The sequence below is a fragment of the Nonomuraea sp. NPDC049269 genome (assembly GCF_043197155.1).
Lineage (GTDB): Bacteria > Actinomycetota > Actinomycetes > Streptosporangiales > Streptosporangiaceae > Nonomuraea.
Genome location: NZ_JBICSO010000006.1, coordinates 596,175 through 621,224, shown reverse-complemented (window position 1 = coordinate 621,224; position 25,050 = coordinate 596,175). Strand labels below are relative to the sequence as shown.

The 25,050-nt window shown below is 68.1% G+C and carries 26 protein-coding genes and 1 riboswitch; of the genes, 10 read left to right on the top strand and 16 right to left on the bottom strand.

What is annotated here, in order from left to right; all coding sequences use genetic code 11:
* Positions 1 to 21: 21 nt before the first annotated feature.
* The 3 genes from ACGFNP_RS34770 to ACGFNP_RS34760 form a co-directional block, all read right to left on the bottom strand.
* Positions 22 to 444 carry a DUF3592 domain-containing protein gene (locus ACGFNP_RS34770; RefSeq protein ID WP_393325857.1) on the bottom strand — a complete coding sequence of 141 codons (423 nt, stop codon included), beginning with the start codon at positions 442 to 444 and terminating at the stop codon, positions 22 to 24.
* A gap of 76 nt (positions 445 to 520) precedes the next feature.
* Entirely contained in the window at positions 521 to 859 is a 339-nt protein-coding gene (locus ACGFNP_RS34765; RefSeq protein WP_358331855.1) for a MiAMP1 family antimicrobial peptide, read from the bottom strand.
* A gap of 119 nt (positions 860 to 978) precedes the next feature.
* On the bottom strand, positions 979 to 2,310 hold the full coding sequence (locus ACGFNP_RS34760) for a hypothetical protein (RefSeq protein WP_393325855.1): 1,332 nt from the start codon (positions 2,308 to 2,310) through the stop codon (positions 979 to 981).
* 168 nt (positions 2,311 to 2,478) lie between these two features.
* On the opposite strand from ACGFNP_RS34760, the gene ACGFNP_RS34755 reads away from it, so the two are divergent.
* Positions 2,479 to 2,970 (top strand): hypothetical protein, encoded by a 492-nt coding sequence (locus ACGFNP_RS34755; protein WP_358331849.1) that lies wholly within the window; start codon positions 2,479 to 2,481, stop codon positions 2,968 to 2,970.
* Between the two features lie 10 nt (positions 2,971 to 2,980).
* On the opposite strand, the gene ACGFNP_RS34750 is transcribed toward ACGFNP_RS34755, so the two are convergent.
* A complete protein-coding gene (locus tag ACGFNP_RS34750) occupies positions 2,981 to 3,505 on the bottom strand; it encodes a hypothetical protein (protein WP_393325853.1) in 525 nt (174 codons plus the stop codon).
* A 74-nt stretch (positions 3,506 to 3,579) separates the two neighbouring features.
* A complete protein-coding gene (locus tag ACGFNP_RS34745; RefSeq protein ID WP_358331843.1) occupies positions 3,580 to 3,993 on the bottom strand; it encodes a DUF4345 domain-containing protein in 414 nt (137 codons plus the stop codon).
* Between the two features lie 90 nt (positions 3,994 to 4,083).
* Here ACGFNP_RS34745 and ACGFNP_RS34740 point away from each other — a divergent pair, with 90 nt between their 5' ends.
* The gene (locus tag ACGFNP_RS34740; RefSeq protein WP_358331840.1) at positions 4,084 to 4,713 is read left to right on the top strand and encodes a TetR/AcrR family transcriptional regulator; all 630 of its coding nucleotides are present in this window, start codon (positions 4,084 to 4,086) and stop codon (positions 4,711 to 4,713) included.
* 191 nt (positions 4,714 to 4,904) lie between these two features.
* Positions 4,905 to 6,389 carry an alpha/beta fold hydrolase gene (locus tag ACGFNP_RS34735; protein WP_393325850.1) on the top strand — a complete coding sequence of 495 codons (1,485 nt, stop codon included), beginning with the start codon at positions 4,905 to 4,907 and terminating at the stop codon, positions 6,387 to 6,389.
* Between the two features lie 63 nt (positions 6,390 to 6,452).
* Here ACGFNP_RS34735 and ACGFNP_RS34730 read toward each other — a convergent pair whose 3' ends face one another.
* From ACGFNP_RS34730 to ACGFNP_RS34720, 3 genes are all read right to left on the bottom strand, one after another.
* Complete coding sequence (locus tag ACGFNP_RS34730; protein ID WP_393325848.1) at positions 6,453 to 7,454, bottom strand: RNA polymerase subunit sigma-70; 1,002 nt, start codon at positions 7,452 to 7,454, stop codon at positions 6,453 to 6,455.
* 107 nt (positions 7,455 to 7,561) lie between these two features.
* Positions 7,562 to 8,554 (bottom strand): NADPH:quinone oxidoreductase family protein, encoded by a 993-nt coding sequence (locus ACGFNP_RS34725; protein ID WP_393325846.1) that lies wholly within the window; start codon positions 8,552 to 8,554, stop codon positions 7,562 to 7,564.
* Positions 8,555 to 8,659: 105 nt separating this feature from the next.
* The gene (locus tag ACGFNP_RS34720; RefSeq protein ID WP_393325844.1) at positions 8,660 to 9,133 is read right to left on the bottom strand and encodes a hypothetical protein; all 474 of its coding nucleotides are present in this window, start codon (positions 9,131 to 9,133) and stop codon (positions 8,660 to 8,662) included.
* 63 nt (positions 9,134 to 9,196) lie between these two features.
* Here ACGFNP_RS34720 and ACGFNP_RS34715 point away from each other — a divergent pair, with 63 nt between their 5' ends.
* Positions 9,197 to 9,421 carry a hypothetical protein gene (locus tag ACGFNP_RS34715; RefSeq protein WP_393325842.1) on the top strand — a complete coding sequence of 75 codons (225 nt, stop codon included), beginning with the start codon at positions 9,197 to 9,199 and terminating at the stop codon, positions 9,419 to 9,421.
* A gap of 141 nt (positions 9,422 to 9,562) precedes the next feature.
* Here ACGFNP_RS34715 and ACGFNP_RS34710 read toward each other — a convergent pair whose 3' ends face one another.
* The 3 genes from ACGFNP_RS34710 to ACGFNP_RS34700 all read right to left on the bottom strand — a co-directional run bounded on the left by ACGFNP_RS34710 (position 9,563) and on the right by ACGFNP_RS34700 (position 12,253).
* Positions 9,563 to 9,766 carry a hypothetical protein gene (locus ACGFNP_RS34710; protein ID WP_393325840.1) on the bottom strand — a complete coding sequence of 68 codons (204 nt, stop codon included), beginning with the start codon at positions 9,764 to 9,766 and terminating at the stop codon, positions 9,563 to 9,565.
* 138 nt (positions 9,767 to 9,904) lie between these two features.
* Positions 9,905 to 10,870, bottom strand: coding sequence for an NAD(P)H-dependent flavin oxidoreductase (locus tag ACGFNP_RS34705; protein ID WP_393325838.1), 966 nt, complete (start codon positions 10,868 to 10,870; stop codon positions 9,905 to 9,907).
* 165 nt (positions 10,871 to 11,035) lie between these two features.
* On the bottom strand, positions 11,036 to 12,253 hold the full coding sequence (locus ACGFNP_RS34700; RefSeq protein ID WP_358331822.1) for a hypothetical protein: 1,218 nt from the start codon (positions 12,251 to 12,253) through the stop codon (positions 11,036 to 11,038).
* A gap of 312 nt (positions 12,254 to 12,565) precedes the next feature.
* Here ACGFNP_RS34700 and ACGFNP_RS34695 point away from each other — a divergent pair, with 312 nt between their 5' ends.
* From ACGFNP_RS34695 to ACGFNP_RS34685, 3 genes are all read left to right on the top strand, one after another.
* Positions 12,566 to 13,000 (top strand): hypothetical protein, encoded by a 435-nt coding sequence (locus tag ACGFNP_RS34695; RefSeq protein WP_358331819.1) that lies wholly within the window; start codon positions 12,566 to 12,568, stop codon positions 12,998 to 13,000.
* Between the two features lie 150 nt (positions 13,001 to 13,150).
* Entirely contained in the window at positions 13,151 to 14,383 is a 1,233-nt protein-coding gene (locus tag ACGFNP_RS34690) for a hypothetical protein (RefSeq protein WP_393325836.1), read from the top strand.
* A gap of 76 nt (positions 14,384 to 14,459) precedes the next feature.
* Positions 14,460 to 14,675 (top strand): hypothetical protein, encoded by a 216-nt coding sequence (locus tag ACGFNP_RS34685; RefSeq protein ID WP_393325834.1) that lies wholly within the window; start codon positions 14,460 to 14,462, stop codon positions 14,673 to 14,675.
* 52 nt (positions 14,676 to 14,727) lie between these two features.
* Here ACGFNP_RS34685 and ACGFNP_RS34680 read toward each other — a convergent pair whose 3' ends face one another.
* The 3 genes from ACGFNP_RS34680 to ACGFNP_RS34670 all read right to left on the bottom strand — a co-directional run bounded on the left by ACGFNP_RS34680 (position 14,728) and on the right by ACGFNP_RS34670 (position 18,082).
* Entirely contained in the window at positions 14,728 to 15,813 is a 1,086-nt protein-coding gene (locus ACGFNP_RS34680) for an RICIN domain-containing protein (protein WP_358331810.1), read from the bottom strand.
* A gap of 173 nt (positions 15,814 to 15,986) precedes the next feature.
* Complete coding sequence (locus ACGFNP_RS34675; RefSeq protein ID WP_393325832.1) at positions 15,987 to 17,102, bottom strand: winged helix DNA-binding domain-containing protein; 1,116 nt, start codon at positions 17,100 to 17,102, stop codon at positions 15,987 to 15,989.
* Positions 17,099 to 18,082 (bottom strand): zinc-binding dehydrogenase, encoded by a 984-nt coding sequence (locus tag ACGFNP_RS34670; RefSeq protein ID WP_393325830.1) that lies wholly within the window; start codon positions 18,080 to 18,082, stop codon positions 17,099 to 17,101. The genes ACGFNP_RS34675 and ACGFNP_RS34670 overlap by 4 nt, the downstream gene beginning before the upstream one ends.
* Positions 18,083 to 18,173: 91 nt before the next feature.
* Here ACGFNP_RS34670 and ACGFNP_RS34665 point away from each other — a divergent pair, with 91 nt between their 5' ends.
* From ACGFNP_RS34665 to ACGFNP_RS34655, 3 genes are all read left to right on the top strand, one after another.
* Positions 18,174 to 19,121, top strand: coding sequence for a helix-turn-helix transcriptional regulator (locus ACGFNP_RS34665; RefSeq protein WP_393325828.1), 948 nt, complete (start codon positions 18,174 to 18,176; stop codon positions 19,119 to 19,121).
* Between the two features lie 39 nt (positions 19,122 to 19,160).
* A complete protein-coding gene (locus tag ACGFNP_RS34660) occupies positions 19,161 to 22,679 on the top strand; it encodes a protein kinase (RefSeq protein WP_393325826.1) in 3,519 nt (1,172 codons plus the stop codon).
* A gap of 106 nt (positions 22,680 to 22,785) precedes the next feature.
* Complete coding sequence (locus ACGFNP_RS34655) at positions 22,786 to 23,307, top strand: hypothetical protein (RefSeq protein ID WP_393325824.1); 522 nt, start codon at positions 22,786 to 22,788, stop codon at positions 23,305 to 23,307.
* A gap of 10 nt (positions 23,308 to 23,317) precedes the next feature.
* Here ACGFNP_RS34655 and ACGFNP_RS34650 read toward each other — a convergent pair whose 3' ends face one another.
* Positions 23,318 to 23,941, bottom strand: coding sequence for a GNAT family N-acetyltransferase (locus ACGFNP_RS34650; protein ID WP_393325822.1), 624 nt, complete (start codon positions 23,939 to 23,941; stop codon positions 23,318 to 23,320).
* Between the two features lie 7 nt (positions 23,942 to 23,948).
* Positions 23,949 to 24,037: riboswitch (SAM riboswitch) on the bottom strand.
* 53 nt (positions 24,038 to 24,090) lie between these two features.
* Positions 24,091 to 24,732: a hypothetical protein gene (locus ACGFNP_RS34645; protein ID WP_393325820.1), complete on the bottom strand. Its 642-nt coding sequence runs from the start codon at positions 24,730 to 24,732 to the stop codon at positions 24,091 to 24,093.
* Positions 24,733 to 25,050 lie beyond the last annotated feature (318 nt).

Sequence of the window (25,050 nt, the reverse complement as noted above, 5' to 3'; positions counted from 1 at the left end):
GGGCAGAACTCAGGCGCCCTCTCAGAAGCCGGAGAAACTAGAGAAAGCAGAGAAGAAGGCCAGGCCGATGACGGCCGCGATGAGCCCGATGACGATTCCGCTGTAGCCGCCGCCGGCGTCGTCCGCGGGCATGGCGCTGGTCGGGTTCTGCGGGTCGTAGAGCACTTCGGTCTCGTTGCCTATGCCGAGGTTGGAGGTGGTCGCCGCCTCGGTGGTGATTTCCCGTCCCTCCACGGTGGTGAAGGTGAGAACCGGCCGCTGCCTCGCCCTTAGGTGCTCTCCCTGCCCCACGAACGTGGTCCGGACGTCGCTGACCACGCCTGGCACCCGCTGCGCCCGCCGGACGAACTGCTTGGCGTCGATGATTCCCTTGATCGAACGAAGAATGATCAGTGCACCAAACGCCACGAACAGCAGCGGGAAGTACTGGAACAGATCTTCCAACGAGGATCTCCTTGGGTCGCCTGCACCTTAGAACGTCCTTGGGCCTGTACGGAGTTCAGATCGTGTGAAACCGGCGTCAGCACACCTTGAAGATGCTCTTCCAGCCGATGCCCGTCTTCTGCTGCGCGTTGCTGTTGGTGGGCAGCGTGAAGTGCACCGACCCTCTGGCGTTGATCTGGTTGTGCATTCGGCCGGACTGGCCGGCGCCGTACCACTTGTACGACCCGCGGTAGCGGAGGTTGGTCAGGCCGCACTCGGTGATGACCTGTGTCCTGCCTGTGAAGCCCGGCCCTTCGTAGGCCACGTACATCGAGTCGGGGGCCGCGGACGTCGAGGCGTTGGCGGCACCGCCCATGATGGTGATCAGGGAGGCAGAGATGGCAGAGACGAGCGCGATTTTCTTGATGCTCTTCACAGCGATCCTCCGGATGCGTCGTGGTTTTTCCTAACGAGAGGAACATATGGATCAACGCTTGATCGCCACTTACGCCCCACTTGCACCACACGTGACAAGTGGGAGTAAAGCCAGCGAACTTAGCCCGCCGCCAGAGTCTGGGCAGGGCCGCCGATGTGCTGCCAGGTTCCGGAGCCGGCGGACCAGCGCAGGATCCGCGAGCGGTCCTCGGTCAGCACGAACACCGCCTCCCGGCCGACCGCCACCTCCGCGCCGGATGGGCCGATGTCCTGCCAGCTCTGGACCGCTAGGCCGGTCGTCACGTCAGTGAGGACGCGCAGCCGTGCGCCCGAGGGGTCGGTGGAGAAGAGGCCGGCGGGGCCTCCGTACAGCTCTGCCGCTGGACCTGCCGCGTACGTCCAGGGCGGCCAGGGTGCCGACGGAACGTCTGAGAGCCAGCGGTTGACCAGAGCGCGTTCGGGGGTCAGGCCGTACAGGTGCCGGTCAGTGAGGGCGAACGAGGCCCCCGCCGTGCCGACGCGGTCCCAGGCGAAGGGGCGGCCCGAATACCGGAAGATCCACCCCTCCACCGGATTGGTCGCGAACAGGCCTGGCTCGCCGCCGTACAGCCGCGCTGCTGGGCCGCCGATCGTGGTCCATGACGTGCCGTGCCCGTTCCACACGGCGACGGACTGGTGGTCGGCGGCCAGCCGGAAGACGTGTGCGCCGCTCACCGCGAACTCGCCGCCGGGCTCACTGATCAGCGACCAGTGGCCAGGCCGGCCCTCATACCGGTAGAGGCGGTCGTCCGTGCCGGTCGCGAACAGACCGGCGGGCCCGGAGTGCAAGCGCTTGGCTCCGTCGCCGATTCTGGTCCACCCCGCTGCGTCCGTACCATCCCAGCGGAAGACGCCATCCCCGCCCGGCCCCACGGCGAACACGGCGTCCCCACTCGGAGATCCCCATCCGAGCAGCAGGGCGAGCATCGTGAGAACCGCGATCGCGGCGCCGCCACCGACGAGGTACAGGGGGCGTGGACGGCGTCGCCTCTCAGGCGGCTCGGGGCTCGCGGCCGGTTCCATGACCGCCGCATCTTCGACCGCCGCATCTTCGACCGTCGCCATCGTCGGCGAGGGTCGCGACGGCGGAGCCACTGGGACGGGTTCGCGGTGTGCTGCTTCGAGGGCCGCCGCGTGCAGCTGGGCGGCGGTCTCCATGTGACCGTGGCGGGTGCGTTCGTCCGGTGCGTGGTGGTCCTGGACCAGTCGCGTCAGCAGCTCCAACGGGATGATCTTCAGGCCTGAGCGGTACTCGCTCCAGAGCGTCTTGCTCACGTGATACCGCGCGGCGAGCTCGCGGACGGTCATCCCGGCGGTGAGCGTCAGCAGGAACTCCGCCAGCGCGTTCGCCTGCTGCGTGCTGCCACGAGGGCCGCCCTGGGGCCTGCCCACCTTGCGGTTCATCGCGGCCATCGCTCCCTCCGTCGGTGATCAAGTCAACAGACCCGATTGTCCGCGGACAACTCATTGTCCGGATTTGATCAGGGCCGCTTCCGGACAACCGGCGGACCCGCCAGCCTCGAAAACGCCGGATAGACACGTTTCGCCAGATCACGGGTATCTGGCGCGAGAGGAGATTTCGTGACCAGAAACGCCTTCACGCGACTCGCCGCAGTGACCCTGCTCGCCACCGCCGGGTTGGCGGCACCCGCCGACGCCGCAAGCGGGTACACCCCCGAGCAACTGTGTGGCAGCGGTTTCAACACGGTGGCGCTGGGCCGCATGTCGGTCACCGACCAGACGAACACCCTTCGTGGCCATGTCTACCTGCTCTACAGCCCGTACACGGGAGAGCACTGCGTCGTCACCATCAAGTCGGATTTCGTGGGCACACCCACCATGACCACGGCGACCCTCCTCGTGCGGAGCGGCATCTTCACCGCCCCGCACAAAGAAGAGGACCCGGGAAACTTCAAGTACTACGCGGGTCCGGTGAAGACGAACGCCAGGGGCAAATGCGTCTCCTTCAGGGGAACGATCAGCTCTCCCGGATCCGGCTTCCAGGCCTCGGGCGGTTGGAGCGGTTACGGCGACTGCGGCAGGCAACCTTCCCGCCAACGCGGCCTCCGCTGACAAGGACCTTCTACAGTCGGAGGACTCCGCCCGGCCAGGTGATCTCCAGGAGCATCAAGTCTGGGAAGAAACTTCTGATGACGATCACGACAAGTCCCCAGAACAAAATCCCGATGAGCGTGCCGATGTAGTCGTCGTCGGAAGTCCTGCCGAGACGAATGACCAAGGGGACGGCGACAGCAAGGCCAGTTCCAGCGGCCGAGAGGCCGAGCCAACCGAGATCTCGACCCGGATTTAAGAAGCCCACCAACTCTCCAAGTATGATCAACCCGGCCATGATCCAGGCGCTGACAAACACCCACTGTGGCTGTCGTTTAGTGGAGCGAGACGGCCGCGACGGATATGCACGTTTGGGCCAAGAGATGCCTTGTGTTGGCGGTTGTGCATGATCGTGCACCGGGGGCGCTGCGAAATGAGGCGATTGTGGCGCCGTGGCCGTCGGGCCTTTTTGATCTTTGCGGTGGTAGGTCAATGCCGCGTACACAAAGCTGCCTGCGGCAAATATAAGACCCGCAATGGCAATGAAGGTGGCCACCTATCCAGGTTCCAGCATGCCGCACACGCTTGTCACGATTTCACGTAACTGATTTCCTCTGCGCTGCTCGGAGATCATCGCTCGGCGGGCACGGACGCCACGTCGCCGCGCAGGGTGCGCTCCTCTGCGTCGGCCAGCCAGAAGAAGACCGGCGGCAGGCTGAGCTCGATCACCGCCAGCGCGATCTGGAACCACTGCGGCCAGCCGTGCACGGCGAGCGAGAGCAGCCGGCCCACGCCGCCCAGCAGGAAAACGCCGGCCAGCCACCGCACCACCCGAGCCGGGATCGGACGCTGCCGCGCGGCCCATAGCCAGGCCAGCCCGTAGCCGACGAAGCTGGCCCCCATGAACCGGCCCCAGCTGTCGACCGTCGTGCCGGCGGAACCGGCGCCGGGGATCGCCGCGTTGCCGAGTGCCACGTGGAACAGGCCGATCGCGACGCAGGCCCAGCCCATCAGCTGTGTGAGTACGCGCAGAACCCTGGCCACAGTCCCTCCAAGTCGTCGTGGCGGAGCTTATTTGACATGCGTCTACTACAGTGGGCGTACTAGTAGACCTATGTCAACTAAGCTTCTTGCGTGCCTCCTCGCCAGCGACTCACCCCCGCCGATCGCCGCGCCCAACTCCTCGCCGTCGGCGCACGGCTCTTCGCCGCGCACCCGTACGCCGACGTGCTGATGGAGGAGGTCGCCGAAGAGGCCGGTGTCTCCCGGGCCCTGCTCTACCGTCACTTCCCCAGCAAGCACGCTCTCTTCGCAGCCATCTACCAGCAGGCGGCGGACCAGCTGCTTGCCGAGACGCGCCTCGACTCCGCCGACTCCCTGGTTGAGCAGCTCATCCAGGGCATGGACGTCCATCTCGACTACTTCGTGGCGAACCGCAACGCCGTCCTCGCCGCGAACCGGGTCCTCGCGGGCGACCCGGTGATCCAGACGATCATGACGAACGAGCTGGACGCGCTCCGTTCGCGGCTGCTGACCGTACTCCCACTCGCGGACGAGAGCGCCCGCGAGGCTGTGTCCGGCGTCCTGAAGAGCTGGCTGGTTTTCGTCCAGGTGCTCTGCGTCGACTGGCTCACTCACGCGACCTGCACCCGCACCCAGCTGCGCGATGTCTGCGTCGGTGCGGTTCTCGGTGCTCTCCGACCGCTGTTCGCCGAGGACCTCGCCCCCGACTGGCCGCGACAAGGGCCCGCCGCGGGTACCTAGGGCCTGCCGTACTTTGTGCCAATTTATGGGTGCAAGTCACATCAACGTCCCGCACAAGCCATGATCGAGGCTGGCCGCGCGCTCGTAAAACGGGGGGCGTGTAGGCCAACCAAGATTGGAGCAACGTGCGAAGAAGGACAAATCTGCTCGCTACCGCATTTCTGGCATTGGCGGCGGTCTTACCTGTTCCTGTGGCGTCCGCGGCGACCGAGCCGGAAGCCAGCAGCACCACTGCGGCCACGCGGCAGAGCAGCATCACCTGGGCGGCCTGTGAAGAGGAACCCAGTGCCGAGTGCGGCAAGCTGACCGTCCCCATCGACTGGTCCAAGCCGAACGGCGAGACCATCGACCTGGCCATCGCCCGGCGCAAGGCCACCGACCCGACGGCTCGGGTCGGCTCCCTGGTGATCAACCCTGGGGGCCCGGGCGGGTCGGGTGTCGAGGCCGTGTACGGCGCGCCTGACTCGTACACCGAGGAGCTGCAGAAGCGCTTCGACATCGTCGGCTTCGACCCCCGGGGCGTGGGCCGCAGCCACCCGGTGATCTGCTCGGCCTCGGTGTACAACCAGATGCCGCACACCGTCATCTCGAGCCAGGCCGAGTACAACGCCTGGGACGCCTTCACCAAGAAGCTGCACCGCGACTGCCGGGCACGTACCGGCCCCCTGTACGACCACGTCGACTCGCGCAACGTCGCGCGCGACATGGACGCCCTCCGCGCCGCCCTCGGCGAGGAGAAGCTGACCTACTACGGCATCTCGTACGGGACGCTGATGGGCCAGATGTACGCGGAGATGTTCCCGAACCGGATCCGGGCTCTCGCGCTCGACAGCAACATGGACCACAGTCTCGGCGTCGCGGGCTTCCTCAGCACCGAGGCGATCGCCATCGAGGACGCCTTCGACCAGTTCGTGGGATGGTGCGAGGCCGACACCAGCTGCGTCCTGCACGGGCGTGACGTCCGTCAGATGTGGCGGGATCTGCTGGCCAAGGCCCGGAGCGGCAAGCTGTACTACCCGACCGCCCCGGATCGCCCGATGACCGAGCTGCAGGTCATCTACAACGCGGCGCTCGGCACCGAGGGGCCCGACTGGCGCCTGCTGAGCGAGGTCATCAACTGGCTGAGCGGCGGGCCCGAGCCGTCGTGGGTCCCGCCGCTGCCGGGCCGGGGGCCCGTGGAGGGCGACACCGCCGAGCTGCCCACCCGGATCCTCTGCCAGGACTACAACCTCCGGGTGCGGAACTACGCCGAATATGCCCTCTACATGAAGATTTCCAAGCGCCTGGCGCCCGACGTGCGATACCACCCGTACCCGATCGACGACCTGCCCATCTGCCTCAACTCCACGACGACCAACCCGCCGCACCAGTTGAAGTACACGGGCAGCGCGCCGATCCTGCTCGGAAACTCGCTGCATGATCCCGCCACGCCGTACATGTGGTCCGCCAACGCGGCGCGGCAACTCGGTCCGAAGGCTGTGCTGCTCACCTACGAGGGCTGGGGGCACCGCATCTACGGCAAGGACAAGTGCCAGACGGACATCATCGACCAGTACCTGATCGCTCTGACCGTGCCTCCGCCCGGCACCCGCTGCGCCGTGGGCACGCCTGAGGAGAGCCTGCTCAAGCAGCAGCGGTCGCAGAGGACGTGGCCAACGGACAAGCAGCACTGGTGACCACAGCCGCCGGACCACGGCACACGCCGCGGTCCGGCGGTCTTCCCATGCGGGCCCAGGACCTCAGTCCGTGAGCACGTCTGGGAAGCCGAACATCACGACCAGCGCCGGATCGTGGAACGCGATCACGCGGGAGACACCGGTGGCGGTTGCGGCCAGCACCACAATGCCGTTCGCCCGGAACGCGCCGTCCGCGTCCCGGTAGTACTCGACGGCGGCGGGCTGGCCGTTAGCCGTTGTGGCGATCATCCGCCAGTCGCCCGGCGCGCCCAGCACGTACGCGTCGAGCATGTGGATACACCTCACCCGGCCGGCCTGCCATTCGCGGAATGGGGTCGCCTCCAGCGTGGCGTCCACCCGCAGCACTTGTTCCAGCAGGCCGGCGTCGGAGCGCTCGAAGGCCGCGATGTAGCCGTCGAGCAGCGCACGCGCCCGCTGGTCGGTCGGTTCGAGCAGTTTCTCGGGTTCTGGCGCCAGTTCGGCCAGCCGTGCCCGGGCGCGCTGCAGACCACTCTTCACCGCCGCGGTAGTGGTGCCGAGGATCTTCGCGGTTTCGGCCGCGGAGAACGCCAGCACCTCGCGCAGAATGAGGATCGCGCGCTGGCGGGCGGGCAGGTACTGAAGGCCGGCGATGAGTGCCAGCCGTAGCGATTCGCGCGCGACCACCGCCGCGGCCGGATCGTCGGCGGCCGGGGCGATCCATCGGTCCGGCAGCGGTTCCAGCCACGAGACCTCGCCCGGCGCGACCTGACTCGGCGGGCGATCGGGTCCGTCGTACGGGCCTGTCAGGCCCGAGGGCAGCACCCGGATCCGGCGCGGCTCCAACGCGGTCAGGCAGACGTTGGTGGCGATCTTGTAGAGCCAGGACCGAATCGACGCACGGCCCTCGAAGCCCGCGTAGGAACGCCATGCTCGAAGATACGTCTCCTGTACCAGGTCCTCGGCGTCATGCGCCGAGCCGACCATGCGGTAACAGTGCGCCAACAGCTCCCGGCGGAACCGCTCGGTCTCGGCGGCGAACTGGTCCTGGTTCGCCGCCTCCCGCAGGTGCGCCTTGCTTGGCATGCGCTGTTCCTTGTCCGGACCGGTCCCGCCGGTCGGGACCGTCACTCATTACGACCGGGGCGCGGTTGCGAAGGAATCGAAACCCAGGTCAGCGGGCATCCGGGCTGTCACGGTAGCAGGGCCAGTTTGCCGATTGTGGCGCGGGTTTCCAGTTCGGCGAGGGCCTTTGGGCCGTCGGCCAAGTCGTACGTGGTGGGGCGAGCGGGGGTGAGGACGCCGGCGGCGATGAGGGCGGACAACTCAGCCATGAGCTCGCCGAAGATCTGGGGTGCGGCCTGGATCAGCACGCCGATGTTGAGGCCGATGATGTGGACCTGGTGCTTGTACACCAGCTCCCAGTTGGTGATCGCGGCTTCGCCGCCTGCGACGCCGTAGACGACGACCCGGCCGGTGACCCGCTTGGCGGCGGCCAGGCTGGCGTCGAAGGTGGTGCCGCCTGCCGACTCCAGCACAAGGTCGGCGCCGGCGCCGCCGGTCAGCCGCAGCACCTCGGCGGTGAGGTCGCCATCGACGGAGTCCAGGACGTGGTCGGCACCGAGTGCCAGCACCGTCTCGTGCTTGCTCGGCGAGGCGGTGGCGATGACCGTCGCGCCGTAGTGCTTGGCCATGGTCACCGCGGCCTGGCCGGTCGCGCCCGCCGCGGCGTGGACCAGCACGGTCTCGCCGGCGGTGATGTGGCCCAGGGGCCTGAGCGCGGCGAGTGCGGTGGGCCAGTTCACGGCCAGGCCCAGCGACTGCTCGGCTGTCCAGCCGGTCGGCACCGGCATCGCCGCGGCCGCGGGCAGGACCATGTACTCGGCGAAAGCCCCGTATCCGATGCCGATGACGCGAGTCCCCGGTCGTGGGCCGGTCACCGCCTCGCCCACCGCCACGACCTCGCCGGCGGCCTCGAAACCCGCCAGATACGGTGGCCGCGGGCCGTCCAGGAACGTGCCGTGGGCCTTCGAGATGTCGGCGAAGTTGACGCCGGCGGCGGCGACCCGGATCAGGACCTCGCCCTGGCCAGGGCTCGGTACCGGTGCGTCGGTGAGCAAACGTACGTCCTGCGTGCCCTTCAGTGAGGTCTGCTGCAGGGCACGCATGGTGGCGGGAATGGTCACGGCGATCAGCTCTCTACTCTCGACCGGCCTCTTCGGCGGGCCGGACCGTCGACCATGTAGACCGCGGCCACCGCGGAAAGGAATCGGCAGCTCGGTAAACGGTGGTCAGCATGAGTCATCGACGTCGATGACAGCGACCAGTTCGGGACCGACGAGAACCAGTTGGGCGCCTTCACCGCGAAACTCCAGCGGCCAGCCGCTGCTGTAGGCGAGCAGCGGTGTCCCGTCGTCGCCGGCGACCCTTTTGATGAGCGTGTCGATGAGATCGCGAAGGACCGGGATGACGAGCTGGTCCGCGGGTGGCTGAGGGTCGTCCCAGCTGTCGTCCTCGCTCAAGCACACGGCCAGGGCCATGTCGGCGGCGGCTTGCTCGGTCTCGGCAAGTACGGTGGCCAGGGCCGCACCGTCCAGAAGTCGAAAGTCGTCATCTTTGAACCGCTTCCAGGTGCGGAAGGTGGCATCGGCGCTGGTGTCCAGGACGAGGCCGTGCGGTTCGACGGTGACCTCGAAGCCGACCGCGTTGTTGTTGTTCATCCAGAGGAACTCGCTGAGCAGCGTCGTGTCCCAGGTGATCCGCATGTCCGGTCCGCTGGCCGGCACTGTGGTGCCCGGGGCCACGGACAGCCGGCAGGCTTTTCCGTCGTGATCGCGTACGAGGAGGTGCAGTTCGTCGTCAAGCCGATCGCCACCCGGCTCGGCGGCGACGTGGATTCTCAGCAGGTGCTCGCAGGCCCACTGGGTCAGCACACCGGCCAGGAAACCCACCAGCGGCCGGACGCGTCGGTCGAGCGGTCCGGAACCCGCCTCCAAGGTCTCGGTCAGGGCCTCGATGACGTACGCGGCCGCCTCGTCGGGCCGACCGGCTGAAGCCCGCTGGCCGCAGAAGTAGTCCAGGCCTTCCTCGAACTCCAGCAGCTCGGCCTCGACGGGGAAACGGTCCCCGGCCGCGCCGAACGTCTCCGGGAACCGGCCGTACTCGCTGACCTCTGTCAGTGGCGGCGACGATTCTCAGTCCTCGTCGAACACGCGGGGAGCACTGCCGCTGATGATCTGCACACGCCATGCGGGAACGCTAGTACGTGAGTCGGGCGGTAGCCACTGCTCCAGCAGGCGCGCGGTCGTCGTGATCAGGTGTTCCTCGATGGCCATCTTCATTTCTCTCTGGTCAGGCAATGGCATCCCGGACATAACGGCGATCACCTTAGCGATCAAGTGCGGCCAGCCTGTGCGGCGAGGTCGAGCGGACCGGAGAAAGACGGAAGAGCGGTACTTTAATGTCCTGTGACGCAGCCGGGCTCACATCGCCGATGATTTCCCGCTCGACGCCTATTTGGGGCCGAATTTGTGCGGTCAGTGCCTTCCCGCTCGCGCCAGTGCGTCCTCAGCCTGCGCGGCGAGGGCCCCGACAAGGTCGGCTGCGGAGGGCAGGTCGTTGATGAGGTCGATGGCCTCGCCGGCCCACATCGGCAGTGCGGGTAGCTCGCCTCGTGCCACGCCATCCTGGTACGCCTGCTTGGCCTGAACATTGTTGGCGAGCTCCGCTTCCCGGCCCCGCCATTGATCAAGGAAGGGGTGGCCGAGGGTGCGGGCCGTGTACTTCGACGGCCACCGGGAGCCTCGGGCGATATCGAGCACGCTGTTGCGCTCGGTGTCCTCCCCGCGTCCCTCGACGATCGCCTTGGCGGTCGAGGGGGCCACCAGCGCCTCGGTCGTGGCCTGGAAGCGGGTGCCGATGAGTGCTCCGGCGGCTCCCAGAGCCAGTACGGCGGCCAGGCCGCGGCCGTCGGCGATCCCGCCCGCCGCCAGCACCGGCACCGGTGCCGCCAGGTCCACCACGACCGGTACGAACGGCAGCGTGGAGCGCCCCTGCCGAGCGCCATGCCCGCCGCTCTCGACCCCCTGCGCCACGATGACATCGGCGCCCAGGTCCACCGCCCGCCTGGCCTCCTCCAGATCGGTGACCTGAATGATCAGTGTCGTACCCGCCTGGTGGATGCGTTCGGTGTACGGGCTCGGGTCTCCGAAGGAGAGCATCACCGCCCGGGGAGAGTACTCCAGCGCCCGCTCGACCGCCCCGACATCGATCTGCCAGGTCAGGAAACCGATCCCCCACGGCTTTCCGGCGGCGCCCTCGGCGACGATCGGCACTTCGCGGGCCAACCACTCCGGATCCCCGTTGGCGCTGCCCAGCAGCCCGAGCCCGCCACCGCGAGATACGGCGGCCGTCAGCGCACCACCGGCCGATCCGCCCATCGGCGCCAGGGCGATGGGGTGCTGCACACCGAACAACTTCGTGAATGCCGTCGAAAACGCCATAACTACAATGATCACCCCTTACTGGCTTATACGCGACGGTCGTCCTGCGCATGCTGCGCAGGACGACGAGACGATCGCCGCGGTGCCGGCGTCGGCAAAGGGTTGAACCACGGGACCAAGTACACCCTCAGTCAGCAGAAACACCGTTCATGTGGGCTGGAGCCCTCACAGTGACGTCGGCTCGGGGAGCCGACTGAGGATCCAGGTGCAGAGTTCTTCGGTGATCTGGGTGTGCGCCTCGTTCTCGGACGCGCAGAGGAACTCGTCCAGCTCGCTTTCCGACGGAGGCAGGCTGCCGATGTTGGCGTACACGTCGTCCTGGTCGTCGATGTCGCGGATCGCCACGGCGCTGACCGCGGGGACGAAGCAGATGGAGCGGTAGTACACCTCGGCCGGGTCGTGCTGGTTCAGGGCGTCGGCCAGAATGCCGAAGGACTCCAGTGTCCCGCCTGGTGCGCCGTCCAGCTCGGGCAGCCCGCTGGTATAGATGTCCTCGGCGGCGCCGAAGATGCTTCTGAGCGCGGCCACTTGCTGGTCATCCCCGGCGGACTGGGTGTAGAGCACGGTGCCGTTGAATATCAGGCCGGTGCATTTGAGCGCTTCGACGCCGGCCGGAACCCCGTTGCCGATGCCGTTCCCCGAACCGTTGGCGACCCCTATCTTTCTCGGGATGCTCGGCCACGAGCCGACCTCGCTCAACCGGTCGAGGAATTCGTTACGCAGCCTGTCCTGCTGGGGTTCGCTGTCGACTTCGGAGATGTGACGGAACAGCAGCTGGCGCGCGGCCGGGCTGTTGATCTGGCGGGAGAAGACGGGGTTGCCCAGCCTGAGGAAGTGTGCGAATGCCTGCAGGGAGATCGGGATCCACGCGCCCCGATGCGGACTGTCGTAGGAGACGTAGAGGGCCGTCTGGTGGTCGAGGCCGTCGTGCTCCATCTTGGCCAGGGCGTAGCGGGTGACCAGGCCCCCCATACTGAAACCGCCGACGGTGAGCGGCGTGTCCCCGTACCGTTCGGCGATCGTCTGGGTGATGGCGGCGATCGCGGTCTGCGCGTTGTCCAGGATCGACGCGCTGCGCTCGGCGAAGCCGAGGATGACGAGGTCGTGGCCACGGCGGCGCAGCTCGCTGATGAGGGGGTAGTCACCCCGTTCCAGGAAATGCCAGGACTCGTGCAGGTTGGACGGACCTGTGTTGAAGCCGTCGGCCAGGATGACCGGATTGACCAGGTTCTGGTGGCCTTCTCCGTAGTACACCCAAGCGGTGCCACCGGGAAGTTCCCACATCCTGTCCGGTGTGGGTGCCGGTGCGGAGACCTCCAGTGGCGCGATCAGCTTGATCGGCCCGATGGCCTGCGCTGCCCGTACTGCCTGCTCTTCGCTCATCCCATTCCCCTCTCCAGTGTGCTCAGGTGGTCCGGCCGCCTTGCCGGATCACTGTGATGATTACGCACCGCAATAGGACGAACGCAGATCGGCACGGCGGAGAAGGGACAAGGATTGACTATCCGTCACAGATCAATTACATGATTCGTGTTCCTGGAGGCCGACCCACACACGGGTGCCGGGCGGGGCAGGATGCGTGCTGTGGAAGTCGAGCGGGCCAAAGGGAGTCGGTTTCGGGATCCCGGTGTGCGTCTGTGGCATTTCGCCACGGAGATCCTGGTCCGGTGTCCGCGGTGCGACGGACGTGCGCTGGTGGCGGTACATCCTGATCACCGCGACGGCCATACCTACGCCGTCGGCTGGCTGACGGCGCCGCACCGGCTGACCTGTCCTGGGTGCGCCCACGTCGCCGAATGGGGGCCGCGGCGGTGGCAAAGCGGCGCCGGGGATGCGTACTTCACCCGTGGCGGCCCGCTCGTGGTGCCCGAGCTCGGCGGGCCGGACGACCCCTACTTCGGGCTGCCGTTGTGGTTACGGCGGCCGTGTTGTGGGCGGGTGTTGTGGGCGTACAACGTTCCGCATCTGGAGCTGCTGGAGGCGTACGTGGCCGCGGCGCAGCGGGAGCGGCCCACGCCCGCGGGGTCGCAGACGCTGCTGGAGCGGCTGCCTGCATGGATGAAGGCAGCCGGGAACCGGGCCGAGGTGCTGGCCGCGATCCGAGAGCTGCGTGACGGGGAGCGTCCGTAGCGGGCTCCGCGCGGCAAGCCGGCGCCGCGTCTTGGGGGTGGAGGCGCAAATCTTTGGGTCTGGGTTGGGGCTCGGCCCTGAGGTGGGGGCAACCTCGGCCGGGCGAACCTGGGTGTCGTCACTAACACGACTACTTCACAGGAGAAGCCCATGTCGATCAAACATCAGCTGGCCGCCACCGCCTTGGCCTTGATCGGTACGGCGGGTGCGTTATTCGCCCCGGCGACGGCCCAGGCCGCGCCGCCCGTCGCCGCCGGCTACGCCAACATCAGCGGCCCCGGCACGGTCGGGCAGTGGAGGACCCTGCCTGCCGGCGACATCTACAACAGCAGTGGGCAGGGAGCCCTGGTCATGCACAACGGGCAGGGAAGCTACTCGGTCCAGTTCCCTGGCCTGGGCGTGACGGGTAACCCCGGCACCGCCCTGCCCGGCGTCGTTCACGCCCAGTCCACCCTGTCCGGCACGGACGTGTGCCAGCCTGCGAGCGCCCCGTTCCTCGCCTCCAGCGGCGTCATGCAGGTCACCATCAAGTGCTTCAACCCCAGCGGCGCCTCGGTCGACCCGTTCTCCATGGTGGTGACCTACAACCGCGACGGGAGCGAGGGCGGCCGGCTCAACACGGTGCGGCTGAGCAAAGACGACATCGCTCAGCTCACCTCCCCGGGTGCGACGGTTGCTCCAGCCGTGCAGTTCAGCAGCCTGCCCGGGCCCATCACCGTGCGCCGCGACCTGTCGCCTACTCCGCAGACGCCAGGCTTCTACACCTTCGCCATCCCGCGTAACCCCGGGGCCGCCCGCGTGCACGCGGTGAACGTCAGTGCCATGGACGTCAACGCCGGGCTGTCCAGAGTGGTGTGCAATGTGACCAGCGACGCGCCCGATCCGAGCAACGACAAGATCGAGCTGGTTCGGGTCGGCTGCCACAACATGAACGGCACTGCCACCGACAACCCCGTGAACCTCACCTTCGCGGAGGACGTCAACACCCTCGGCAAGCTGACGTTGTCGTACGCCCACGTCACCACCCCCACCTACAACACCAACAACACGCCCGAGCCGAGCAAGGAGCTCTTCGCCGACCATCAGCGCAACGACTTCGGCGGCGTCCCCGGCAGGGTGTGGTTCGAGAAGATCGGCCTGGGCCACTTCCAGGTCTACCTGCAGAACCAGGACCGCCAGCAGGGAAATCTCGGCGCCGTCTCGGTGATCCCGACAGGCAGCAGCACCGTCAACAAGGTCTGTAACCTGGCCGACGACTTCAACACGACGGAGCCCTCCACCGGCACCCCGGCACGCAGGATTCGCTTCCTCTGCTTCGATCGCGTCACCGGCGCCGTGTGGACGTCCGCGAGATTCCAGCTCAACTACACCGCACGCCAGTAGTCCTGTCCCTTGAGGTGCTCCCGGCTCGTCTGCCGGGGGCACCGTCGTGGTGTGAGGGCGAAGCCGTGGTGACCTGGTGCGCGTCGGGGGGCGCCCTGCCCGGCCATCACCGGCCCGGCCTTCCGATTGCCCGAGACTGCACACCCTCGACGGCGAAGGCGTGCTGCGCGACATGTCCGTCGGCCCCGAGGCGACGGCCGCCACGATCTGCGCCCGCGCCGGGCGGGGGCTGACGCGGGCCGACTGGCAGCGGCATCTGCCAGGCGTGCCGTACCTGGAGGTCTGCCCGTGATACCGGCCCGCCCTCGTGGATCGAGGTCGGGCCGGTATACGTCTGTCCGAGGTCAGCTCAGGAAGCTGCCGTACGGACCGTTCAAGATCCCATTCTTCTGGCTCTGGCTGAAATGCGTGTTCGGGTAGTCGTAGAACGACGCCGACATCGGGGTCCCGTCGGTGGACGTCGAGTCGGGCAGGCCGAAGGCGTGGCCCAGTTCGTGGACCATGCCGCCGTACCAGCGGTTCATCGGGCCGTTCACGCCCGCGGCGCCGTCGGCGTCGTGCTGGTTCAGGATCACCCAGCCACCTCCGCCACCGCCGCCCGCACCGTTGCCTTCCGCGCTGATCTCACCCACGTTGATCCAGCGCGAGTCGGGTGCTCTCAGGCTCAGCTTCCTGATCAGTTCCTGCTGCATGTTGAACACGGTCCACCAGTACGGGTCGCTCCCGTTGGGGGTGGTCTCGTACCAGCTCTTCACGTGGTCGCCGTTGACGACCTCGACCACGGTGGTGTTGAGGGTGAAGGTCTTGCCCAGCTCCTGCTTGTAGTAGCGCTGCGCCTCGCGCATGACGTTGGCGATGCCGTCCGGCCACCGCTGGTCGTACGCCACGTCGGACGGCTTCAGCCAGTACACCCGGACGGTCTTTTCCGGGGGTGTGGTGGTGCCGCCACCGCTGCTGTAGTTCGGCAACCGCCAGGTCCGCGAGGACACCGCGTCGCAGGGCAACTGCACGAGGGCGGCGTTGCCGGCCGAGGAGCCGCCTGTGGGCACGACGCACTTGCTGGAGTGCACCGCCTGGAGCCTGAAGGTCTTGTCGGTCCCGCTGACCGTCACCGGGACCAGGCGGAACTTCTGATTGTTGGCGCTGGAGCAGGTCCACTGGATGACCGTGGCGTTGTCGGCGGTGGACGCGCCGTAGACGTCCACGCACCTGCCGGCGGTCGACGTGGCGATGGTGTACTGGTCGGTGGTGCCGCTCACCGGGGTGAAGGTGAGGTTCTGGTTGGCGCCGCCGTTACAGGCTGCCTGCGTGAGCTGGACACCGTTGGTGGTGGAGCTGTTGGGCAGGGTCAGACAGTTGCCGCCGTTCTGGTTGACGGCCGTCGAGGTGAAGGTCGTCGCGGCATTGGCCGGCAGGGCGGCCAGCGTCATGATCAGAAAGACTACGACGGCGGTGAGCGGCGCAATGGCAGCGGGTAATCGTCTCATCGATACGCGTCCTCCGTGTCGTGGGAATGAGCGCAGGCAGGGTCTGAGTGACGCCCTGGATCGGCCTTGCGGACACCATGACTCACGAAAAGGTTTTCGGCAAGATTTTATGAACGTTACATCCTCAGCGCTGACGTGCTGCTTACTGCTTCCCGAAATGCTTTTCGGTCAGTCTCGCCTCCCACGAACGGCAGCAGGCGCTCCGTCTCCTGCTCCAAGGCCGTCCGATCGATCGCGGACAGCGGGCGGAACGGAGTCAGGCGCAGGGTGTCGCCTTCGAGGGACCAGCTTCCGCGTACGACGCCGTCCACGAGGAAGGTGGGCCGTACCTGTGCCTGGCCGGGCATGACGCGCTTTCGGTCCTCGTGGCTGATGATGCGGGTGCGGTCGGCGTGGCCGAGCAGGGCGTTGTCGAAGGCGGGCAGCAGTCGCACGGGCGCGGGCGTGTCGGGATCGGGCAGTTCGGCGTCGGCCAGGTCGATCAGTTCCCTGCCGTCGGGGTCGCGGTAGTGGCGTAGTTCGGCGCGCATGTCGGAGACGATCTCGCCGAGGCGGGTCAGCCCGGACCAGGCCTGTACGTCCATGGTCGCGGCTGGGCCGAAGGCTGCCAGATAGCGGCGGATCAGGTGCTTGGCGGTCGCCGGGGACATGGGCCGGCCGAGCCAGGTCTCGGCAGGCGTGACGGAGACGGCCGACCGGGTGCCCCAGGAGCCCCATGTGCCGGTGGCCGGGTTGTGGATGAGGGGGGCTCTGAGCTCGACCTCTCCGGCGAGGATGCGCCCGTCGCGGCCTGGGTGGCGTTCGGCCAGCCGTCGGGCCAGCTCCTTTCGCGGTGTCGCTTCGCCCGCCAGCAGCTCAAGCCCGGTGGCGACCAGCGAGGCGGTGTCCAGGCCCGCGCTGTTGCGGGCGAAGTACGCCGAGCGGGCGGTGCGGTCGAGCACGGGCTGCAACAGCGGCCGCAGCCGCCGGAAGTCGTCGGCCGCGGTGAGGTGCTGGGTACTGCGGAGCAGGCCGGAGCGGACCACCTTCCGATCCTGCAGCAGCGTGGTGAGCTGGGAGTGGGTGAAGCCGTGGATCCTGCTCCACAGCCCGACGTAGGGCCAGTTGGGCTCTTGCGCCTGCAGTGCGACCAGGCGCCCGATCACCTCCAACGGGGTGTGATCGGTGCGGGTCAGCAGGAACTGGCGGTCCAGCAGGGCCCGGTTCAGGGCCCTGCTCGAGAGGGCCGTCACGACAGCCGCACCGAGACGTTGCCCCGGTAGGACCCCTGGAGCAGGGACAAGAACGCCTGCGGCACGTCCTCGATCCCGCCCTTGATGGCCGTCTGCGGGTAGACGAAGCGGCCCTCGCCCAGCCAGGTGCTGAAGTGTTCCCGCCAGGCGGCGATCTGGTCGGGGGTGTGGTAGCAGGAGAACGGCAGCAGCTCGACGCTCCGGGCCTGGGCCGCGGCATGATCGGGCTTGGGGAAGCGCTCGGCCGCGTCGCCGAGCTGGCTGGACAGCGAGCCGCACAGTGCGAAGCGGGCGCCGGGCCTGGCCGTCCGCAGCGCGGCCTGATACTGCTCGCCGCCCACGACGTCGAAGAACACCGAAATGCCCTCGGGCGCGAGCTCGCGGAGCCGGTCGACCGCCGAGCCGTCGTGATAGTCGAACGCGGCATCGTAGCCGAGCTCGTTCACCAGATAGTCGACCTTGGCCGGGCTGCCGGCGCTGCCGATCACCCGCGCCGCGCCCAGGCACTTGGCGATCTGCCCGGCCAGCGAGCCGATCCCGCCCGCCGCGCCGGAGACGAACACCACGTCGCCCTCGCCGACGCCCGCCACGTCGGCCATCCCGTAGTAGGCGGTCGGCCCCTGACCGAGGTAGTAGCCGGGGTCAGCGATGGGATCAAGCTTGATGTACTGGGCGGCTGGGCCCGCCGAGTACTCGCTCCAGCCGGTCATCGACTGGACCAGGTCGCCGGCCGCGAGCTCGGCGCTGTCGGATCGGATGACGGTGCCGATGGCGGCCACGCCCACCCGCTGGCCCGGCTGCCAGGCCGGCACCGGGATGGTGCAGTCCGCGCGCATCAACTCCAGGTAGGTCGCGGCGAGCCCTACCTGGTCGGTGCGCACCAGAACCTCGCCGTCCACCTCGGTCGTGGCGACGGTGAAGTTGTCGAGTGCCGGTGCGCCGGCGATCTGCGCGGCCAGCTGGATCTCACGGCTGATCATTTCTTGGTCCTTAGGTCGGTACGTCCTTCGAGATCGACACTAAAGAGGCTTCCGGTCACTTTTTGACCGGAAGTCCAGCGAGGATGGCGACATGGCGAACACCAGCTCACGGACCCTCCGACTGCTCTCGCTGCTGCAGACCCACCGCCACTGGCCCGGCCTGGAACTGGCCGAGCGGCTCGGGGTCTCCGAGCGGACGCTGCGCCGCGACGTCGACCGGCTGCGCGAGCTCGGCTACCCGGTCGGCGCGGCCCGGGGCACCGACGGCGGCTACCAGCTCGCCCCCGGTGCCGTCCTGCCGCCGCTGCTGCTGGACGACGAGGAGGCGGTGGCCCTCGCGGTGGGCATCGGCGACGCGGCACAGAGCGGGATCGCCGGGATGCAGGAGGCGTCGCTGCGCGCGCTCACCAAGGTGGTACGAGTCCTGCCGCCCCGGTTGCGGGCCAGGGTGGACGCCCTGCGGGCGATGACGCTCTCCGTCGCCGCGTCCGGGCCGGTCGTCGCGGCGGGGGTGCTCACCGCGGTCGCCCAGGCTTGCCGGGACCAGGAGCGGTTGCGGTTCGCCTACACGGCCAGAGGCTCCGCCCCCACCGACCGCGAGGTCGAGCCGCACCGTGTCGTCGCACTCGGCGGCCGCTGGTACCTGGTCGCCTACGACCTGTCCCGGCACGACTGGCGCAGTTTCCGCCTCGACCGGCTGACCGAGCCGACCGCGACCGGCACGCGCTTCCGGCCGCGTCCGCTCCCGGCCGAGGACGCCGCGGCCTTCGTCCGGACAGCGAGCAACATCCCGGCCCCGTACCAGGTCGAGGCGCTCGTCCACGCCCCCGCGACCCGGGTACGGCAGGCGGTCGGTCAGTGGGGCACCGTCGAACCGCTCGACCACGACACCTGCCGGCTCACCATGACGTCGACCTCCCTCGATTGGCCGACCCAGGCGCTGGGCAACGTGGGCGCCGAGTTCGAGGTGCTGGGGCCGCCGGAGTTCGCCGCGCATGTCCGGGAGTGGGGCGCCCGCTTCCTCCGGAGCGCTAGATAGTGGGACAACTCACGCGTGACGATGCGCGTCTAATCCGCCGTGGGATCGCTGAGCGGGGGAGATCCGCAGCACATCGGGGGTTACTGGCTGGCCGGGCGGATCGGGTCGGGCGGGCAGGGGGTCGTCTACGAGGCGTACGACGGGGACGGGCGCCGGGTGGCGCTCAAGATGCTGCACGCGGCCGGTGGCGACGACAGTCGCGACCGGTTCGCCAAGGAGGCGACCGCCGCGGGCCGGGTGGCCTCGTTCTGCACGGCCAGGGTGCTGGACGTGGAGCTGGACGGGCCCAGGCCGTACATCGTCTCGGAGTACGTGGCGGGGCCGAGTCTGCGGCAGGCCGTGCGCGAGGGGCGTAGGTTCACCGGTGACGATCTGCACCGGCTGGCGACGGCGGTCGCGACGGCGCTGACGGCGATCCATGAGGCGGGCGTCATCCACCGTGATCTGAAACCCGACAATGTGCTGCTCGGTCCCGACGGGCCGCGGGTGATCGACTTCGGCATCGCGCGGACCCTGGACATGTCGCTCACCAGGACCGGAGAGGTGTCGGGTACGCCCAGCTACATGGCGCCCGAGGTGTTCACCGGGCAGCGGGTGGGCGCTTCGGCGGACGTGTTCGCGTGGGGCGTGATCATGGTGTACGCCGCCACCGGGCAGGAACCGTTCGACGCCGACAACCTCGGCGGCGTGATGCACCGGGTGCTGTCGCACCAGCCCGACCTGAGCGCGCTGCCGCCCCGGCTGGCCGAGCTGGTCGCGGTCGCGATGCGCAAGGACCCCGCGACCAGGCCGGCCTCCCGCGACCTGCTGCTCGCGCTGGTCAGCGGCAACGGCAGCGACACCAGAGGGCTCCTGACCGAAGGCAGCCGCGCCGCCCAGGGGGTGCGCGGGGAGGGCGAGGCCGACCCGGCGCTCGGCACCATCGCCGAGGACGCCTATGGCGCGCTCGGGCCGCAGGAGCGTGAGCTGGCCGCCGAGGTGTTCCTGCGCCTGGTCGCCGTGGACGAGGAAGGCCGCGAGAGCGGCAGGACCGTCTCCCAGGACGAGCTGTTCGGCGGGCGTCCCGAGCCCGAGGTCGCTGCCATCCGGCGCATCCTTCGGACGTTCTCGTACGTCGTGGCCGCCGAAGAGGACTCCGTCGCGCTGTCGCGTCCCGCGCTGTTGCGAGCCTGGCCCAGGCTGCGCATGTGGGTGGACGCCGACCGTACGGGCCTCGCCGTCCTGAGCCAGATCACCAGCGCGGCCCGGCACTGGACCGACAACGGCAGGCGCGACGGCGACCTGCTCCAGGGCAGCCGCCTGGAACAGGCACTGAGCTGGGCGGCCACCGGCCGCCGCCACGTGACGCTCACTCCCCGCGAGCGCGACTTCCTCCAGGCGGGCACCGCGCTGACCAGGAAGCGCGCCAGGCGCCGGGCCCTGACCACCACGGCGCTGGCGGCCTTGCTGGCGGTGTCGCTGGTGGCGAGCGGGCTCGCGCTGTGGCAGCGACAGCAGGCGGCCGGTCAGCGCGACGTGGTCACCGCCAAGCAGGTGGCGGCTGAGGCGGACCGGCTGCGTACCACTGACCCGGTTCTGGCGATGCTGCTCAGCGTGGCGGCCTGGCGCGTCTCCCCGCAGGTCGAGGCCCGCTCAGCGGTGATGGCCTCGCTACAGCAGCAGGAAACGGCCGCATTCCACGACCCCCAGGTCAAGGGGGTGGCCAGGCGGACGCTCAGCGGCGATGGCCGCACGCTGGTCAGCGTCAGCGACAGCGGCGTCAACGTGTACGACGTCCGCACGCACAAGCGGACGGGCGGCTGGCGGGGGCTGGGGCTGAGAGACAGCTCGGAGCTCAATGCTCCGGTGCTGAGCAGGACCGGACGGCTGGTGGCGATCTACACTCACGAAGAGCTCGGCGTCTGGGACCTCGCCACCGGCAAGCGGCTGCTCAAGGAGCTCTTTCCGGCCGGCGGCATGCTGATCGGCGTCACGATCGGCGAGGACGAGGCAACCCTCGCGGTCAGTTACGACAACGACCTCGACCACCTGGTGGACCTGCGCACCGGCAGGAAGTTCGGCAGGATCGCCGCCTTGCACGGGTGGGGTCCGCTGATCGACCCGACGGGCAAGCACCTGCTGCTCACCGGCGAGAGCTTCGCCGAACACGCTCTGCCCGGCTGGACCCCCGAGCATCGCTACGCGGGCTGCAGCCACCGGACGCACTCGGTCGCCGCGTTCTCGTCCGACGGCGCCACCCTGGCCTGCGCGGGCAGCGAGGTGGTGCTCTTGGACACCTCCACCGGACGCCGTCGTAACAAGGACGTCTGGACCTGTGACGTCTGCGTCGGCCACTTCCCGCGGCTCCGGTTCAGCCCCGACGGTCGCTACCTCGCCGCGTTCAACGTACGCAAGCTCCAGGTGTGGAAGGTCGCCGACCACGACCTTGAGCTGCTCACGTACCAGTCCGAGGGCGACCTGTCCGATGTCGGTTTCGACGGCTCGACCCTGCGCTATCTGATGGACGACGCGGTGATCAGCGTCGACCTGTCCACGCGCGCCGCCTCGATCAGGACGGGGGGCGACGACGCCATCGTCAGTCCCGGCGGCAGGTGGGCCGCGATCCGCGGCCTTGACAGCAAGTACGTCCGGCTCTGGAACATGCGCGAGCGCAAGGAGGTCGCCCGCTTTCCAGCCGACCCGGACATGCTGGCCGTGCTGCAGTTCGACGAGCTGGGCAGACGGCTGCTCATCGCGCCGGAGTCCGGCCGGATCGAACTGGTCGACGTCGGTACCCGCAAACGGATCTGGTCGATCCGCTCTCGGCACGCCGTCGACGGATTCCCACCGTTGCGGGCCGTCTTCAGCCCCGACGGCAGGACGATCGCGCTCGTCCTCGGCCCGGACGGGCAGACCCTGAAGTACTGGCTCACCGTGCTCGACGCGGCCACCGGCCGGGTTCTGCACGACAGCCCCACCACCAGCGACGGCGGCCCGTACCTGCCCGACGGCAAGAGGCTCGCCACCGGCTCCGGCAGGTTCATGGACGTGGCTACCGGCAAGCTGGTCGGGGAGGGCTATGACACGTCCACCTCCGGCGGGGACGGTGTCGCCCTGAGCAGCCGTGGTCTCATGGCCATCGCCTACGACGAGACGGGACGCGTCTCGCTCTGGGATCCCTCCGGGCCGACGGCATTGCGTCCCATGCTGCCGAAAGCGGCGGGTCCCGCGAGCGTCCTGGCCTTCTCACCGAGCGGGGACGTGCTCGCGGCGGCCAGCGGTGGCGTACTCCAGCTCTGGGACCCCGTCAACAGGCGGCGGCTCGGCGGCGGCTTCGACCCCGCGACGATCCAGGATGTCGACTCGCTGACCTTCAGTGCCGACGGCGGCACGCTGTACTACTCGGCCGACGGCGACATCCTGGAGATCCCCGTCGGAGCCGAACGGGTCGCCGCGCTGGTGTGCGGGCGCGCGGGCCGCCGGCTCACCGAAGCGGAGTGGAGCCACTACCTGGGCGATATCGCGTACCGGGAGATCTGCCCGAAGTCGGCTTTGACGGTTGTCGCTGGTCCAGGCTGACAGTCGCCGCGGGCTCGTGACAGCGCGCGGTCAGCCCGGTCTCAGCGGTGGTGGGCATCGTCGTCTTCATCGAGAACGGAACACCGGGACGAGGAGAACACCCACCATGATCACATTCGCCGCGGCACTGCAACTGCTCATCGCGCTTGCCTTCCTGAGCATCCCGCTGGTGCGCCACCGCTACGGGGGCAGTGCGAAAGCGAACGCGGAGGCGGAACTGACCCGTCAGGGAGTGCCCATCTCCGTCCTGGAGGAGAACAAGCTCAGCTTCGACGCCAGCGGCCACGAAACGGTCGTCCCCGTGACGGTCGCCCTGGTCATGACGGTGCTGGCCGTGCTCAACCTGTCCGGGAGCGACTGGGGGCAGACCCTTTCCTGGGTCTTCCAGCCGATCGTTCTCGCCGGCAACTTCCTCATCCTGTACAGCAACCTGACCGCCGCCAAGTCGGTGAAGGCCGCCTTCGACCGTAAGGGTGACCCGATGCTTCAGCGCATCGACGTGCGGGCCCTGCTCAAGGCTGCCGAGGGCGGGTTTCCCACCTGGGTCATGCCCATCCTCCAGAACATCCGGCACGCCGTGGTGATGGGCGGGTCGGCCCTCGTTCTGGTAGCGATGATCATCGCGTGATGCACGGGGACTACCCGGCGCTCACGGTGGTGAGGCGAGCGTGCAGCGCCGACTTGACGGCCGGCCATTCGGCGGCGACCACGGAGAACATGGCCGAGTCTCGCAGCTTCCCCGCTTCGCCGGGCGCCCAGGACGGCGACCAGCTACGCAACACCCCCTCGAAGCGCGCGCCGAGGCGCTCGATGGCCCGACGTGACCTCTCGTTGCGCGCGTCGGTCTTGAGGTCGACGCGCGTGACGCCCAGCGTCTCGAACGCATGGGTGAAGAGGAGGAGCTTCGCCTCCAGATTGATCCCGGCGCCCTGCGCCGATGCCGCGAGCCAGGTCCAACCGACCTCGATGGCGCACAGGTCTTGCCGGTCCGGCCAGGTCCGGGGATCCCAGAACGCGGTGCATCCCACCGCCATCCCGTCCCGCACCCGAACCTGCGCGAACGGCGTCAACCCGTCGGCCACCCGAGCGAACTGGGCCGCCAGATAATCCTCGATCTCGGTGGCCCGGGGAACCAAGGTGAAACCGTAGGAGGAACGATCCTCCTCTGCCGCCCGCGCCAGATCCGGCGCGTGCCTCATCGCCAGCGGCTCCAGCCGAACGGACGATCCGTGGAGCACGGGAACATCGAGCCGGAGGCTCATGGGACTCTCCTCATCGTTCCTGGCGTTGGCACCTTGCCCTCGGGCAGGTTGCCGGACCGTCATCGGGCCAGGCCCCTCGGATCCTCTGGATGATCTCGGTGGAGAGATCCTGCCCCAGCGTGGAGGGCGGCGTCAAACGTCATCGCGACCTACTGGTAGGTCTGCGGATCCACGCTGCGCCACTTGCCGTCGCCGTCGGCGTTGGCTACTCCGCCGATATACATTTTCTGGTACGAGGCGTAGTCGGTGTTGCGGGCGCTGACTTTGAACGGCTTGCCGTGGTCGTCGATGCGCTGATTGATCAGTTTGCCGTTGCTGAGCACATCGAGCGCGATCGAGAACTCGCAGTAATGCTTCTGTGTTGTCGCGGTCACTTGAAAAGTGATCTCTTCATCACGTTTGAGGGAGATCGTCTTCTCGCGGAAGTAATCTCCACCCCATTCTGTGTCGTTGACCAGCGTCTTGCCTCGGGGGTCGGTTTCGTCGAGGTCGAGGCCAATTTTTATGCTGTCCTCGCTGCCCGCGCTCGGGCTCTCGAACAATGTGCCGGTGAGCGGTGGGCCGCAGCGCGGGACCGCCTTCATTCCGACGATGCGCACGGGCCGATCTGCGTTTCCGTGAACGACGATCTTGAAGTCGGTGCTGTACGGGTCGACGCCACCTTGTTGCCGAAACCATCTGTGCTGTGCATCTGAATATTCCGGCAGGGCATTGATCTGGGCAAGTTGATCACCTGAGAGGGTCACTGCCTCGGGAAAGATCCAGGTGTTATGCAGGTCCGAATGTTCCACTTGGACGAGATCGACTGACAGTGGCGGCCCCGCGGGGCGTGTCGGGGTCGGTGAGGGCGTACGAGGCTCCGGTATGGCGCTCGGGCGGGGCGACGGGGTGAACGGCTGTTGTATCGCCCAGATCAGCACGCCGACAAGCACTGGGGTGGCAATAGCCGTTCCGGCCCATTTCACTGCAGGCCGATTCCACCAACGCTGCGGCTTAACAGGATGTCGGATTCGTGGGTATTTCGAATGGTTTGCCATCTGAGCACCGGCTCTCATTGGGATTCCGGGTCCATATTGAGTGCCGCCTTGCTCGTATGCAATCGGATTCGA

Excerpts from the sequence above, each read along its gene's own strand:
- ACGFNP_RS34760 (WP_393325855.1), bottom strand. The coding sequence starts at position 2,310 with ATGGCCGCGATGAACCGCAAGGTGGGCAGGCCCCAGGGCGGCCCTCGT.
- ACGFNP_RS34730 (WP_393325848.1), bottom strand. The coding sequence starts at position 7,454 with ATGCCAAGCAAGGCGCACCTGCGGGAGGCGGCGAACCAGGACCAGTTC.
- ACGFNP_RS34720 (WP_393325844.1), bottom strand. The coding sequence starts at position 9,133 with ATGCGGATCACCTGGGACACGACGCTGCTCAGCGAGTTCCTCTGGATG.
- ACGFNP_RS34705 (WP_393325838.1), bottom strand. The coding sequence starts at position 10,870 with ATGGCGTTTTCGACGGCATTCACGAAGTTGTTCGGTGTGCAGCACCCC.
- ACGFNP_RS34700 (WP_358331822.1), bottom strand. The coding sequence starts at position 12,253 with ATGAGCGAAGAGCAGGCAGTACGGGCAGCGCAGGCCATCGGGCCGATC.
- ACGFNP_RS34690 (WP_393325836.1), top strand. The coding sequence starts at position 13,151 with ATGTCGATCAAACATCAGCTGGCCGCCACCGCCTTGGCCTTGATCGGT.
- ACGFNP_RS34680 (WP_358331810.1), bottom strand. The coding sequence starts at position 15,813 with ATGACGCTGGCCGCCCTGCCGGCCAATGCCGCGACGACCTTCACCTCG.
- ACGFNP_RS34670 (WP_393325830.1), bottom strand. The coding sequence starts at position 18,082 with ATGATCAGCCGTGAGATCCAGCTGGCCGCGCAGATCGCCGGCGCACCG.
- ACGFNP_RS34665 (WP_393325828.1), top strand. The coding sequence starts at position 18,174 with ATGGCGAACACCAGCTCACGGACCCTCCGACTGCTCTCGCTGCTGCAG.
- ACGFNP_RS34655 (WP_393325824.1), top strand. The coding sequence starts at position 22,786 with ATGATCACATTCGCCGCGGCACTGCAACTGCTCATCGCGCTTGCCTTC.
- ACGFNP_RS34650 (WP_393325822.1), bottom strand. The coding sequence starts at position 23,941 with ATGAGCCTCCGGCTCGATGTTCCCGTGCTCCACGGATCGTCCGTTCGG.